This is a genomic window from Listeria sp. MAN/IMW/UF464, assembly GCF_058683955.1.
The window spans coordinates 646,891-660,784 of record NZ_JBZWZP010000001.1 but is presented as its reverse complement, the minus strand read 5'-3'; the positions used below and the strand labels follow the sequence as shown (position 1 = coordinate 660,784).

At 37.7% G+C, this 13,894-nt stretch carries 16 protein-coding genes; 15 read left to right on the top strand and 1 reads right to left on the bottom strand.

The features are described from left to right. Positions 1-249 precede the first annotated feature (249 nt). The 5 genes from AC4PG0_RS03350 (at position 250) to AC4PG0_RS03330 (ending at position 3,963) form a co-directional block, all read left to right on the top strand. Positions 250-483 (top strand): YkuJ family protein, encoded by a 234-nt coding sequence (locus tag AC4PG0_RS03350; RefSeq protein WP_003719227.1) that lies wholly within the window; start codon positions 250-252, stop codon positions 481-483. 216 nt (positions 484-699) lie between these two features. Further along, complete coding sequence (gene cbpB, locus AC4PG0_RS03345; protein WP_003761542.1) at positions 700-1,152, top strand: cyclic-di-AMP-binding protein CbpB; 453 nt, start codon at positions 700-702, stop codon at positions 1,150-1,152. Further along, a complete protein-coding gene (ccpC, locus tag AC4PG0_RS03340) occupies positions 1,149-2,027 on the top strand; it encodes a transcriptional regulator CcpC (protein ID WP_003761543.1) in 879 nt (292 codons plus the stop codon). Before cbpB ends, ccpC begins: the two co-directional genes overlap by 4 nt. A 47-nt stretch (positions 2,028-2,074) precedes the next feature. Then, complete coding sequence (dapD, locus tag AC4PG0_RS03335) at positions 2,075-2,785, top strand: 2,3,4,5-tetrahydropyridine-2,6-dicarboxylate N-acetyltransferase (RefSeq protein WP_003729819.1); 711 nt, start codon at positions 2,075-2,077, stop codon at positions 2,783-2,785. A gap of 62 nt (positions 2,786-2,847) precedes the next feature. Further along, entirely contained in the window at positions 2,848-3,963 is a 1,116-nt protein-coding gene (locus AC4PG0_RS03330) for an N-acetyldiaminopimelate deacetylase (RefSeq protein WP_003771273.1), read from the top strand. A gap of 44 nt (positions 3,964-4,007) precedes the next feature. Here AC4PG0_RS03330 and AC4PG0_RS03325 read toward each other — a convergent pair whose 3' ends face one another. Then, positions 4,008-4,853 (bottom strand): mechanosensitive ion channel family protein, encoded by an 846-nt coding sequence (locus AC4PG0_RS03325; RefSeq protein ID WP_003740536.1) that lies wholly within the window; start codon positions 4,851-4,853, stop codon positions 4,008-4,010. 370 nt (positions 4,854-5,223) lie between these two features. Between AC4PG0_RS03325 and AC4PG0_RS03320 the strand changes: the two genes are divergently transcribed. The 10 genes from AC4PG0_RS03320 to AC4PG0_RS03275 all read left to right on the top strand — a co-directional run bounded on the left by AC4PG0_RS03320 (position 5,224) and on the right by AC4PG0_RS03275 (position 13,757). Then, positions 5,224-6,417: a quaternary amine ABC transporter ATP-binding protein gene (locus AC4PG0_RS03320; protein WP_010990716.1), complete on the top strand. Its 1,194-nt coding sequence runs from the start codon at positions 5,224-5,226 to the stop codon at positions 6,415-6,417. Further along, on the top strand, positions 6,410-7,258 hold the full coding sequence (locus AC4PG0_RS03315) for an ABC transporter permease (protein WP_003771275.1): 849 nt from the start codon (positions 6,410-6,412) through the stop codon (positions 7,256-7,258). Before AC4PG0_RS03320 ends, AC4PG0_RS03315 begins: the two co-directional genes overlap by 8 nt. 13 nt (positions 7,259-7,271) lie before the next feature. Then, positions 7,272-8,174 carry a glycine betaine ABC transporter substrate-binding protein gene (locus tag AC4PG0_RS03310; RefSeq protein WP_070753356.1) on the top strand — a complete coding sequence of 301 codons (903 nt, stop codon included), beginning with the start codon at positions 7,272-7,274 and terminating at the stop codon, positions 8,172-8,174. Positions 8,175-8,288: 114 nt separating this feature from the next. Next, a complete protein-coding gene (locus tag AC4PG0_RS03305; RefSeq protein ID WP_045553421.1) occupies positions 8,289-8,780 on the top strand; it encodes a PTS sugar transporter subunit IIA in 492 nt (163 codons plus the stop codon). A 112-nt stretch (positions 8,781-8,892) separates the two neighbouring features. Further along, on the top strand, positions 8,893-9,588 hold the full coding sequence (locus AC4PG0_RS03300; protein WP_003761560.1) for a copper homeostasis protein CutC: 696 nt from the start codon (positions 8,893-8,895) through the stop codon (positions 9,586-9,588). A gap of 79 nt (positions 9,589-9,667) precedes the next feature. Next, a complete protein-coding gene (locus AC4PG0_RS03295) occupies positions 9,668-10,540 on the top strand; it encodes a CvfB family protein (RefSeq protein WP_492167436.1) in 873 nt (290 codons plus the stop codon). Positions 10,541-10,675: 135 nt separating this feature from the next. Next, positions 10,676-11,389: a cell wall-active antibiotics response protein LiaF gene (gene liaF / locus AC4PG0_RS03290; RefSeq protein ID WP_003766328.1), complete on the top strand. Its 714-nt coding sequence runs from the start codon at positions 10,676-10,678 to the stop codon at positions 11,387-11,389. Beyond that, a complete protein-coding gene (locus AC4PG0_RS03285) occupies positions 11,386-12,444 on the top strand; it encodes a sensor histidine kinase (protein WP_003766331.1) in 1,059 nt (352 codons plus the stop codon). The genes liaF and AC4PG0_RS03285 overlap by 4 nt, the downstream gene beginning before the upstream one ends. Continuing rightward, positions 12,441-13,079 (top strand): response regulator, encoded by a 639-nt coding sequence (locus AC4PG0_RS03280; protein WP_003736192.1) that lies wholly within the window; start codon positions 12,441-12,443, stop codon positions 13,077-13,079. Before AC4PG0_RS03285 ends, AC4PG0_RS03280 begins: the two co-directional genes overlap by 4 nt. Positions 13,080-13,097: 18 nt before the next feature. Continuing rightward, the gene (locus tag AC4PG0_RS03275; protein WP_003719245.1) at positions 13,098-13,757 is read left to right on the top strand and encodes a potassium channel family protein; all 660 of its coding nucleotides are present in this window, start codon (positions 13,098-13,100) and stop codon (positions 13,755-13,757) included. Positions 13,758-13,894: the final 137 nt, after the last annotated feature.

Below are 13,894 nucleotides of genomic sequence, written 5' to 3'. Positions count from 1 at the left end.
TGAAAATAGAACAAATCGTGTCATTCTGGTTAATTTAAAATAATTTCTTTTTCTGAATATTTCCAGAACCCTTGCGTTATACGTGCGGTTTGCGATAAAATTTGGTAGTATAGTGAAAGAAATAAGATATGGCGAAAAAACCAGATATGAGGAAATATGTAAAAAAGCATTGCCACGCGCGTATTACAATTACAGCAAGGTAGCAAATTTTTTGCACGTCAGATGGTGGATTTGAGAGGAGAGTATAAGATGTCTCAGTTACTGGGAATTATTCAACGTTTACATGCAATGCAAGAAGATGAGTCAGCTGAAACACAAGCAAGACGTTTTGAAAAAAATGGTACGCCTGTGTGCGAAGTGAAGTTTTTCCAAGCTTCTAACTCATTTGAAGTAGAAATCTATGGCGACAATAGCAAATATCAATTTGATGATATTGATATGACTGCAATCGAAATTTTTGAAACGTTACAAGAAAACGAATAACAAGGTAAACAATCAGTCAATCTGGTTATTTACTTAGAAGCCGTGAATATTTATTCACGGTTTTTTTTATGTAAAAATTCACTTTCAAGCACTAAATGAAAGAAATCAGACTAAATAGTATGGTAGAATAGGAGATGGAAAAGTTTCGTTTTATTTTTTTTAAAGTTGAAAGGAACTTCGCAGAGCTTGAAAATACAAGGAAGAGGAAGATTCTAAATGATCTCTAATAGATTTGGACAATTTATTGACAATGAACTAGCTGATTCAATGATTTCCGCTGAAAAAGTAGCTCACGTGCAACTGGGTAATAATCTCGAACATGCGCTACTTGTATTAACGAAATGCGGTTATTCTGTTATTCCAGTACTAGACTTTGAATTTAAACTCCATGGATTAATTAGCGCAGCAATGATAACAGATGCCATTCTCGGACTCGAACGGATTGAATTTGAACGACTAGAAGATTTAAAAGTGGAAGATGTTATGCAAACGGATTTCCCGGTGATTAAAGATTTTAATAATAACGAGCGAATTGTACGCTTACTTGTTGATCATCCTTTTGTTTGTGTTGTAGATGAAGACCACCATTTTGAAGGAATTGTGACAAGACGCGTTGTTTTAAAACAAGTCAATCGTTATATTCATTTACAGGTGGAGGAAAATAGATGATTGTAACGGAATATGAACTTCTTGTTTGTTTGGCAGAAGAACTAAATATGCGTAAAAGTGCGGAGAAATTATTTTTAAGTCAGCCTGCGTTGTCCCAGCGTCTGCAAACGATTGAAAGCAGATGGAATACAAAAATTTTCATTCGAACGCAAAAAGGTTTGCTTCTAACACCTGAAGGAGAAGCCATTGTCCGTCATGCATCCAGCGTGATTGAGCGCGAGCATACCATTCAAGAAAAACTAGAAGCAATGGAAGGCGTCGTTCGCGGGACACTGCGCATTGCTTGTGCGAGCGTTGTGGCTCAAATGTGGTTGCCACGTGTATTAAAGGCATTTGCAAGTGCTTATCCTAATGTCCAGATTTCCCTTGTTACTGGTTGGAGCAGTGAAGTGACCCAGCAATTAGCGGCTGGTAATGTCCATATAGGTATTGTACGCGGAAACTCGACATGGAAAAGTGTTCAAAAACCCTTATTTAACGATAAACTCGTTTTAGTTGATACAGAAATCACTAAAATTGAAGAAGTTTTCCAGACAAATCGTCCGTTTATCCAATTCCGTAGTGATTCGAATTACTATCAAGTGATTCAAGATTACTGGCAAAGAAATTTCGGGAAGATGCCGCGCCAAGCTATGTTGATGGATCAAATGGAAACCTCTAGACAAATGGCTTTAAACGGTATTGGTTTTGCCATTTTGCCAGAAGTGACGATGTTAGGCTATACGGACAAAATCAATAAAATACCACTAAGAGAAAAAGATGGCTCGATTTTAAGCCGAGAAACCAACTTATTGACCTATGAACAGTCACTTGGTCTACCGCAAGTGAAGGCGTTTTTAGAAATAACAGATAAATTCCTTGAACAAGTTAAATAGCTATGGCAAAATAGAAAGCAGAACATATCGGAAGGAGACAAAAATTCATGGAACAAATGGATGCGCACCAAATTATTTCTTTTATTCAAAATAGCAAGAAAGCAACACCAGTAAAGGTTTACCTAAAAGGGGACCTAGAAAAAATCGATTTTCCTAGTGATGTAAAAACATTTATCACTGGAAATGCGGGAACTATTTTTGGAGAATGGGCAGTTGTTGAGCCACTATTAGAAGCAAATAAAGCGAATATTGAAGATTACGTTATCGAAAATGATCGTCGTAACTCTGCTATTCCTTTGTTAGATATGAAAAATATTAACGCTCGTATTGAGCCTGGCGCAGTTATTCGCGACCAAGTTACAATTGGCGATAATGCTGTAATTATGATGGGAGCAAGCATAAATATCGGTTCTGTTATCGGTGATGGTACTATGATTGATATGAATGTTGTTCTTGGAGGCCGCGCAACTGTTGGTAAAAACTGCCACATTGGTGCTGGTTCCGTCCTTGCAGGCGTTGTAGAACCACCATCCGCTCAACCAGTTATTGTTGAAGACAATGTTGTAGTGGGCGCAAATGTTGTTGTTTTAGAAGGCGTACGTATTGGAGAAGGCGCAGTTGTAGCAGCGGGCGCGATTGTTACTAAAGACGTAGCTCCTGGAACAGTCGTAGCGGGAATTCCTGCACGTGAACTTAAAAAATTAGATGCGAAAACAGCTTCTAAAACAGAAATTATGCAAGAACTTCGCCAACTTTAAAAATCAAAGGGAACTGTTTCGTCTGTTGGCGGAGCAGTCCTTTTTTAGAAGGAGAGAGCACCATGTTAAATGAATTTATTGCCATTCGACGTGATTTGCACCAAATTCCTGAAACAGGATATAAAGAGCTAAAAACCCAAGCTTATTTACTCGATTATATTAGCAAATTACCAAACGAGTTTTTAGAAATAAAGAAATGGCGCACAGGAATTTTAGTTTTAGTAAAAGGTACTAATCCTGAAAAAACAATCGGTTATCGTACGGATATTGATGCGCTGCCTATTACGGAAGAGACTGGGTTGCCATTTGAATCGAAACATGCTGGGAATATGCATGCTTGTGGACATGATTTACATATGAGTATAGCGCTTGGAGTGTTAACACATTTTGCAAGTAAACCGGCAAAAGATAACTTATTATTTGTGTTCCAACCAGCTGAAGAAGGGCCAGGCGGAGCAAAACCGATTATGGAAAGTGCTGAATTTTCCGAGTGGCGCCCCGATACGATTTATGGTCTTCATATTGCACCAGAATATAAAGTCGGCCAAATCGCAATTAAACCAGGCTTACTATTCGCAAACACTTCAGAACTCTTTATTTCATTTAAAGGAAAAGGCGGACATGCGGCTTATCCACATTTGGCAAATGACATGGTTGTGGCGGCAAGCGCTTTTGTCGGACAAATGCAAACTATTATTAGTCGGAACATTGACCCGATGGATAGCGCGGTTATAACAATCGGACGCATTCACGGCGGAGAAATCCAAAATGTTATTGCAGAAACTGCCTTTTTGGATGGAACGATTCGAACGCTTTCTCCAGAAACAATGGAAATCGTTTGGACTCGTTTAAAACAATTAGCAAAAGGATGGGAAGAAGCCTACCAATGTGAAGTAGAATTCCATCCTGGATCCGATTACTATCAAGTGGACAATGATCCAGTTGAAACAGAAGAATTCATCCACTTTTTGGAAGAACAATATCCAGAAAGCTATGTGCCAGCTCGTTCAGCGATGACTGGAGAAGATTTTGGTTACTTTTTATCGGAAATTAAAGGGTTTATGTTTTGGTTAGGCGTGGATTCCGAGTACAGTTTGCATCACGCGAAACTAAGTCCAAAAGAAGAAGCTATTCCATTTGCAATTGATGTATTAGTGAACTTTTTGGAAAGCAAATAAAAAAGACGTCAATTCGTTCTCAAAAGGAGCGAATTGGCGTCTTTTTAATTATTATTTGGTCCGAATGTGCTAACAAAATTAAGTGGTAATTCAATTTCGTTTTCTGCGAGTGCTTCGCGAATATCTTTGAGTAAGTCACGTTGAACAGAATACTGCTCGCCGTTCACTGCTTTACCAACTACGCGGATAATCATATTTGTTGCGTCAATGTTTTGTACGCCTAATACAACAGGGGGCTCAACGATATTTTTATTTTCTTTTGCAGCAACGTCACAAACCTCACCAATAATTTTAATTGCTTTTTCCGGATCTTCATGTGGACTAATTTGAATGTCCACCATCACACGCATATTACCGCGCGAATGATTACTAACGACCATAATTTGTCTGTTAGGAATGAAATGAAGCGTGCCATCAAAATCACGTACCTGTGTTGTTCTAAGGCCAAGTGCTTCTACTGTTCCATTAACTAGTCCAATGGTAATCGTATCACCAACATCAAGTTGACGTTCAAGTAGAATAAAAAATCCAGTCACAACGTCACTAACAAGCCCTTGAGCACCAAAGGCAATGGCCAAACTCGCCACCCCAGCACTTGCAATAATCGCTGTAACATCCATAAAGTTCTGTAATAATAAAATCGCAAAAGTGAAGAATAAAACATAGCCGTAAAAATTAGAAATTAAGCTTTCTAACGTATCCGCGCGCCCAACAGAAACTGCTTGTTGTTGCCGATATTTGCGGAAGAAACTACGGATAATTTTATTACCAACCACGCGGAAAATAAAATAAAGAGCAATTAAAATGGCAATTTTTATTCCAACTGAAATAATATGATTCCAAAATTGGTCCCAGTCAATAGAACTGAACCACTTTTTGAGTAAATTCATCTTCTGGTCCACATCCTTTGAAAGTTCTCCATCCATTTCATCTCCCCCTTCCTAATGAAATGTCCTTTTCTATTCTAACAAAAATTTCACAAAAATGCTGTTATAAGAAATAATTTTTCACTGAAAAAGATTCGTTTTCAACAAAAAAAGTTAATTTTATTAAAAAAAATTTAAAAAAGCGCTAGCCATTCGTATAGTAAGATGGAGGCGCTTTCTAAAATGTGCGAAATAGCGCAAATCAAACTGTATGATGTGAAACTAATGTGAAACTTGTGTACAATGATAAATGTTATTGCTTTTTTTAAAAGTGATATGGGCCGAATTTTTGCCTAGTAAATAATTCAATTTAAAAAAGAAAGGGGATTTTATTTTGAGCAAGATTAAAGTGGAAGAACTAACGAAGATTTTTGGAAAAAAGGCTTCTAAAGCATCTTCTTTACTTTCTCAAGGGAAATCGAAAACAGAGATTTTGAAAGAAACAGGGGCGACTATTGGTGTTAATAAAGCATCTTTTAGCGTAGAAGAAGGAGAAATTTTCGTTATAATGGGGCTTTCTGGTAGTGGGAAGTCAACTTTGGTACGACTTTTAAACCGTCTAATTGAGCCTACGAGCGGAAAAATTTGGCTGGACGGAAAAGAACTCTCTAGTTTAAATAAAAAAGAACTTTTGGAAGTTAGAAGAAAAAGCATGAGTATGGTCTTCCAAAATTTTGGTTTATTTCCAAATAGAACGATTAACCGTAATGTTGAATACGGGCTTGAAATTCAAGGGATGAACAAAGAAGAACGTGAGAAAAATGCAGCAGAATCGCTTGCACTTGTTGGTTTAGCTGGTTACGGTGAACAATATCCTTCCCAACTTTCTGGTGGGATGCAGCAACGTGTAGGGCTTGCGAGAGCACTTGCTAACAATCCAGATATTTTATTAATGGATGAGGCTTTCTCAGCACTTGACCCACTTAACAGAAAAGACATGCAAGATCAACTACTAGATTTACAAGATAAAATGAAGAAAACAATCATCTTTATTACCCATGATTTGGATGAGGCGCTTCGTATTGGCGACCACATTATGATTATGCGTGATGGTTCTGTTGTTCAAACTGGTTCCCCGGAAGAAATTCTGGCACATCCAGCAAATGAATACGTAGAAAAATTCATTGAAGATGTAGACCGTTCCAAAGTTTATACAGCGAGCAACGTAATGATACGCCCAGAAATCGTTAATTTTGAAAAAGACGGCCCTCGTGTCGCTTTAAAACGGATGCGTGAAGCTGGAACATCTAGTGTATTTGTTGTTAAGCGTAACCGTGAGTTAGTGGGAATTGTCCATGCAGCAGAAGTATCTAAACTTGTAAAAGAAAATATTACTTCGCTTGAAACTGCTTTACACAGTGACGTACCGACAACTGGTCCAGATACGCCACTTGCAGAAATAATGGATACTATCTCGACTACAACGATTCCAATTGCTGTAACTGAAGATGGAAAATTAAAAGGAATTATTATTCGCGGATCCGTTCTGGCCGCACTTTCTGGAAACGAGGTGAACGTTAATGCCTAATATTCCAACGATTCCATTAGCTAGTTGGATTGATAAATTAGTTGATGGCTTAACGCAATTTGAAGGATTTTTTAATGTAATTACAAATATCATTGGCGGAATTGTTGATGCATTCCAATGGGTATTCGACTTAGTTCCACCATGGTTATTTATTATTTTACTAGTATTTGGGACTTTCTGGGTTAACCGCAAAGGAAAAAAATGGGGATTAATTATTTTTGAAGTTGTCGGTTTACTATTAATTTGGAACTTAGATTTCTGGCGTGATATGACTCAAACGCTGACTCTTGTTCTTACGAGTAGTTTAATTGCACTTGTTATAGGTGTTCCACTTGGTATTTGGATGGCGAAAAGCGGTATCGTTGAAAGCATCTTTAAACCGGTGCTTGACTTTATGCAAACAATGCCTGCCTTTGTATATTTAATTCCAGCCGTAGCATTTTTCGGAATTGGGATGGTTCCAGGGGTAGTTGCTTCTGTTATTTTCGCAATGCCTCCAACTGTTCGTATGACTAACCTAGGTATTCGCCAAGTTTCGACTGAGCTTGTTGAAGCAGCAGATTCATTTGGTTCAACACCTTGGCAAAAACTTTGGAAAGTACAGCTACCAATGGCGAAATCGACCATGATGGCTGGGATTAACCAAAGTATCATGTTAGCACTTTCCATGGTTGTAATTGCTTCGATGATTGGTGCAATGGGACTTGGAACACGTGTTTACTTTGCAGTAGGACGTAATGACGCTGGTGGCGGATTTGTAGCTGGGATTGCGATTGTTATCGTAGCAATTATCCTAGACCGTCTAACACAAGCTTTCAATAAAAAAGCGAAATCAGAATAAGGAGGAGAGTAGATTGCTAAAAAAATTAATCACCACCGCAGTTTTGGCTATGCTTATTTTCACTTTAGCAGCCTGCGGGACAACCCTTGCTCCTTATGACGCGAAAAAAGATTTAGGCGAACAAATCAATTATACAATCACAGGAATTGATGCTGGAGCAGGAATTATGCTTGCAACACAAAATGCGATTAAAGATTATCATTTAGATGATGACAATTGGCAGTTACAAACAAGTTCGACTGCGGCTATGACTAGTACACTACAAAAAGCGATGAAAGATAAGCGCCCGATTGTTGTGACTGGTTGGACACCTCACTGGATGTTTACAAAATTCGACTTGAAATTTTTAGATGATCCTAAAAATGTTTTTGGAAACGCTGAAAATATCCACACAATTGTCCGCAAAGGTTTGAAAGAAGAAAAACCTTCTGCCTACAAAGTGCTAGATAATTTCTTCTGGACTGCTGAAGATATGTCTGAAGTAATGCTAGAAGTTAATGACGGAGTAGATCCAGAAGAAGCTGCTAAAAAGTGGATTAAAAACAATCCAGAAAAAGTAGCAAAATGGACCGATGGCGTGGAAAAAGTAGACGGCGATGAAATCAAGCTTACTTATGTAGCTTGGGATTCAGAAATTGCCTCCACGAATGTTGTTGCAGAAGCTTTGAAACAAGTTGGCTATAAACCAACCATTCAAGCAATGGAAATTCAACCAATGTGGGCGTCTGTCGCAACAGATGCAGCAGATGGAATGGTCGCTGCTTGGCTACCAAACACTTCCGGAATCTACTACAAAGATTACAAAGGAAAGTTTGAAGATTTAGGACCGAACTTAAAAGGTGCGAAAATCGGCTTAGCAGTTCCAAAATACATGACAAACATTAACTCCATTGAAGATTTAAAAACAAGTAAATAAACTTTGGAAAAGGCATGAAGAAGTTCAAGCTATACTTGATACTTTCTCCGTGCCTTTTCTTCACTAAAAAGGTAAAATAATAGTTAATTGATGAATTTGCTAGGAGGAAGATGGATGTTTAAAAAATTCTTGAAAAAAAGTAAAAATGAAACCGTATTTGCTCATGTGACTGGACAACTGATTGCGTTAGAAGATGTTCCAGATCCAGTTTTTAATCAAAAGATGATGGGCGAAGGTATTGCAATTAAACCAGAAAGCGGCACAATCGTAGCGCCAGTTGATGGGAAAATTATTCAACTTGCAGAAACGAAACATGCTTTTGGTATTCGCACGGATATGGGGCAGGAAATTCTCGTTCATATCGGTTTAGAAACGGTATCATTAAACGGAGAAGGTTTTAACGTGTTAGTAAACGTTGGCGATAAAGTAAAAGTAGGCGATCCAATCGTTGAAGCGGACTTTGATTTTATCAAGAAAAATGCCGCAAGCACAGTGGTACCAATGGTTGTAACTAATAGTTCAGAAGGCAAATACGATTTTGAATTCGCTGGAACTCCAAATACGGTTGCTGGGAAAACAGAAGTATTTACTACAAATTTAAAATAATAAGCACAAAATCCATGAGAAGCCAATTTTCTTTTCATGGATTTTTTAGTATTCATTTGCGTGTTAAAAGGGTAGAATGAAGGTAATTAGTATTAAAAAGGAGCGAAAATAAATGTTAGAAGTGATAGTTCAAAACCCAAGAGATGCGTACTTAGCAGAAAAATATGGCGCAAATAGAATGGAAGTAGTTTCCGCTATAAGTGAAGGTGGCCTAACGCCTAGCTACGGTGCTATTAAAGAAATCGTTCGTGCTTCAAAACTTCCGGCGATGATGATGATTCGCCCTCATAGTTTTTCGTTTGTATACGATGAGCCTGCTAGAATTGTGATGGAACGAGATATTGAACTTGCAAAAGAAGTTGGGGTCAAAGGTATCGTTTATGGTGGAATAACGGAAGACGGAAACATTGATCAAGAGCTTCTAGAAAAAGTGATTGAGTGGAAAGGTGACTTAGATCTTACTTTCCATCGTGCGCTAGAAGCAACAAAAGATATTGAAGCAAGCTACCAAGTTTTACGTACATACGGCCAAGACATTAATCAATTATTAACTTCAGGTGGAACAGCTAGTGCACTTGATTCTTTGCCACGCCTTAAACGGTGGATAAATGACAGTAAAGAAAATCCAAGTTCATTTAAAATTCTAGTTGGAAGTGGCGTTAAACCTGAAAATATTGCTATCTTTCAAGAAACACTAAATCATACAGATTATCACGTCGGAAGTGCAGCTAGAGAAACGAATGATTTCGCAAAAGACATTTTAAAAGAAAAAATCAATATTTTAAAGCAGCATATTAACCAAGATTGATTCTACGTAGCAGGTAGCCTTACGAGTCTAGATACGCTATAATGAAACAAGACTATTCTTAAAATAAAGGTGGAAAAAAATGAATAACTATATTGGCAAAAGCCAAGTAATGACAGTAAAAGAAATTAAAGAAACAGGTTGGCTCCTAGAGAAAGATGAAGTGACTGTTTTTTTATCTAAATCGAATACACATGAAACAGAACTTGCTGTTGGAGATGAAGTAACAGCATTTATTTTTGTTGACTACGATCGAGAAATCCGCGCAACAACAATTATTCCAAAAATTCAAGTTGGACATTACGGCTGGGGCACAGTAACCGAAGTACGCAAACATTTAGGTGTTTTTGTGGATATTGGTATCGAAAAAGACGTCGTTGTATCATTAGATGATTTGCCTGCACTACCACACTTATGGCCGAAAAAAGAAGACCGAGTGATGATTGCACTTCGCGTAGACGAAGAAAATCGCGTGTGGGGGGTTCTCGCTGAAGAAGAACAATTCCGCGCAATTGCGCTTCGTGCAGATCAAGATCTTTTTAATCAAAATGTAGAAGGAACCATTTATCGATTACTTAAAGTTGGCTCCTTTGTCTTTACAGATGATTTCCATATTGGCTTTATTCATGAAAGTGAACGGACTGCAGAACCGAGAATGGGAGAACGTGTAAAAGCTCGTGTTATTGCAGTGAAACCAGATGGCTCACTTAATTTATCGTTACGTGGGAGAGCCCATGAAGTATTAAATGACGATGCGGAAATGATATTAACTTACTTACGAAGTGTTGGTGGTGAAATGCCATTTGGAGATAAATCAGATCCAGATGCAATCCGTGCTAAATTCGGAATTAGTAAGGCACAATTTAAACGCGCAATTGGTACACTTTTAAAAGCAAGACGGATTACACAAGAAAATGGAGTAATTACTAAGTTAACAGAAGAGGCATCCGACTAAAGTAGTAGAGATTGTTCCAACTAGCGCGGTTTGTTTCCACTAGCAAATCATCGCTATAATAAACACAGCTGTACAAAGTAGCGAAAAATCGAGAAATAACTTTGTCTAAAGAATGGCTTAAGGAGGTGTGTCAGCTTGAAAAAAATGGAAAGCTCGGTTGTTTTTATATTTTTAATTGCGATTATTGTTGGTGTTGGTCTTGAGATGTTATTCCAGTGGGAACTACTCATTTTATTTGCACTCGGAATATTCTTCATTTTTACATCAAGGAAAGCAAGTGCCACGAAAAAAAGCGCAAAAAACTCACTATTTATTGGTATCGTATTTATCATTATTGCAGTGCTGTTAACAACTACTTTTAAAGTTGGACTTGTTGTTGCAGGTATTTATGCGATTATTCATTATATAAGCCGGAAGCGGGCACCCCAATTATTAATGCTTAAAACGAGAGAGCCAGACAGTAAAATTGATCGCACGGGTAAATTTATTCGTAATCAGTGGTTTGGTAATCAGCGGATATTAGACGTCGTGTACGAATGGGATGACATCAATATTCAAACAGGAATAGGCGATACGATTCTTGATCTAGGAAATACGGTGCTTCCAACTGGCGAAAGTATTATTATGATTCGCAGTGTATCCGGGAAAATTCGCATCCTCGTTCCATTTGATATTGGCATTTGTATCGAACACTCCGCGATTTTCGGAAATATCCAATATGATAAAGAAAGCACCTCTATCCAAAATAATAGCATCAAGGTCTACTCAGATAATTACGAAAGTTCCGCACGAAAAGTGAAAATCATGACTTCTGTAATCTTCGGAGATTTAGAGGTGATCAGGTTATGAGTTTTTCGAAACTAATGATGGTAGTTTGCTCAGGGTTACTCCTTATTGCAACGGCCATTGGAACGGTAGGATACTATTTTTTCAGTGAAGGTTCTTGGTATAAAATCTTAATTGAACAAAAAATATTTTACATTCCTTTTATCGTCTTTGTTCCGCTGACAGCTATTTCGATAGGTTTAATTATTGGCGGCTTACTTGGCTATTTTGTTAAGCAAAAGTTTGAGTCGATTGACTTTTCGATTCGGCTGCTAGGACAAGGCGATTTAGAAAAAAAGATTACTAGTGAAGAAGATGAAACTTTTTTAGAAGTACAGCAAGTCTATAAGCAAATCGACCGTTTGCGTGATAAGATGAAAGCACAAACGATTCTGACTCAAAAGCTTGCAAGTGATCGCGCTGAATCAAGTGGTCAAACGAAAGAAGCTATCTTGTCAGAAGAGCGTCACCGGATTGCGCGCGAGTTACATGATTCTGTGAGTCAACAATTATTCGCAGCGATGATGCTATTATCTGCCTTAAATGAGCAAAGCGAAAAAAGTGCAACTCCAGCCATGCAAAAGCAATTAAAAATGGTAGAGTCTATTGTCAATGAATCCCAATCTGAGATGCGTGCACTATTACTTCATTTGCGACCAACGCAGCTTGAAGGAAAATCATTAAAAACGGGTATAGAACAATTATTAAAAGAATTAACAACCAAATTACCAATCGAAGTCGAATGGCAAATTGAAGATATTAATTTGCAAAAAGGTATTGAAGATCATTTATTCCGGATAGTGCAAGAATTACTATCGAATACTTTGCGTCACTCTAAAGCAAAATTATTAGAAGTACGTTTAGTGACAATGGATAATTTAGCCGTAATGAAAGTAGTTGATGACGGCGTAGGATTCGATATGGATAATGTTCGTCAAGGTTCTTACGGTTTACAAAATATGCGTGAACGAGTCGCTGAATTTGGTGGTACCATTAAAATAATTAGCTTTAAAGGACGAGGAACTAGCGTAGAAATAAAAATCCCACTTGTTGCGAAAAAGGACGTGGAAAACGAATGATAAAAGTTTTACTAGTAGATGATCATGAAATGGTACGTATAGGCGTGTCAGCTTATCTTTCTGTTCAAGATGACATGGAAGTAGTTGGTGAGGCAGAAAACGGCCGAGAAGGCGCTGATATGGCTTTAGAGTTGCGTCCAGATATTATCTTAATGGATTTAGTTATGGATGAGATGGATGGCATTGAAGCAACGAAAGAAATTATGAAGAATTGGAAAGAAGCAAAAATTATTATCGTCACCAGTTTTATTGACGATGAAAAAGTATATCCGGCACTCGAAGCTGGAGCGAGCAGTTATATGTTAAAAACCTCGACAGCGAGTGAAATTGCCGATGCGATTCGAGCTACATACGGCGGTGACTCTGTCCTTGAACCAGAAGTAACTGGTAAAATGATGCAAAGACTAACCGCTAAACCAGAAAAAAACCTACATGATGATTTAACGAATCGCGAAAATGAAATCTTACTTCTTATTGCAGAAGGTAAATCGAATCAAGAAATCGCGGATGAACTATTCATTACTTTAAAAACAGTAAAAACACATGTAAGTAATATTTTATCCAAATTAGATGTACAAGACCGCACACAAGCTGCAATCTATGCATTTAAACATGATTTAGTAGAAAAAAAGTAACAGGGAGGTAAGCTACACATGAAAGAGGGATTTGCAGTCATCGGTCTTGGGCGCTTTGGCGGAAGTATTTGTCGTTCACTTGTCGAACAAGGAATGGAAGTGCTTGCCATCGATTCTGATGAAGAACGGGTAAATGAATATATGTCGATTGCTACTCATGCAGTTATCGCCAATTCCACCGATGAAAATGCGCTTCGTCAATTAGGTATTCGAAATTTCGAGCATGTTATTGTCGCAATTGGTGAAGATATTCAGTCAAGTATTTTAACAACGCTGATTTTAAAAGAAATGGGCGTAAAATATGTTACTGCAAAAGCAACAAATGATAAGCATGCTAAATTACTAGATAAAATCGGAGCTGACCGAGTTGTCCATCCAGAGCGGGATATGGGACGACGAATTGCGCATTATATCGTATCGAAAAACATGCTTGATTATCTAGAACTTTCTGATGAATATAGCTTAGTGGAGATTTCGGTTTCTGATCCGCGTTTCCTCGGCAAAAGCCTTGTTGACTTAGATTTTCGTAACTCATTTGGCGTTAACATCGTCGGCATAAAAAAAGACAAACAAATGATTATTACTCCTGAAGCAAATGATGTACTTCATGAAGGAGATATTTTAATCGTTATTGGTTCAGATGACGATATTGAACGATTACAAGAAAAAATTCAATAAACACAAAACCTATGCAATATATGAAGATGTGCAACAATATCTATTATATGCCTAGGTTTTTTTATTGTTTACTTGCTATCTAATCATTTATTTTCTATTATAGTTACAGAGCTTAAGTAAACGTGATAGAAGAGAGG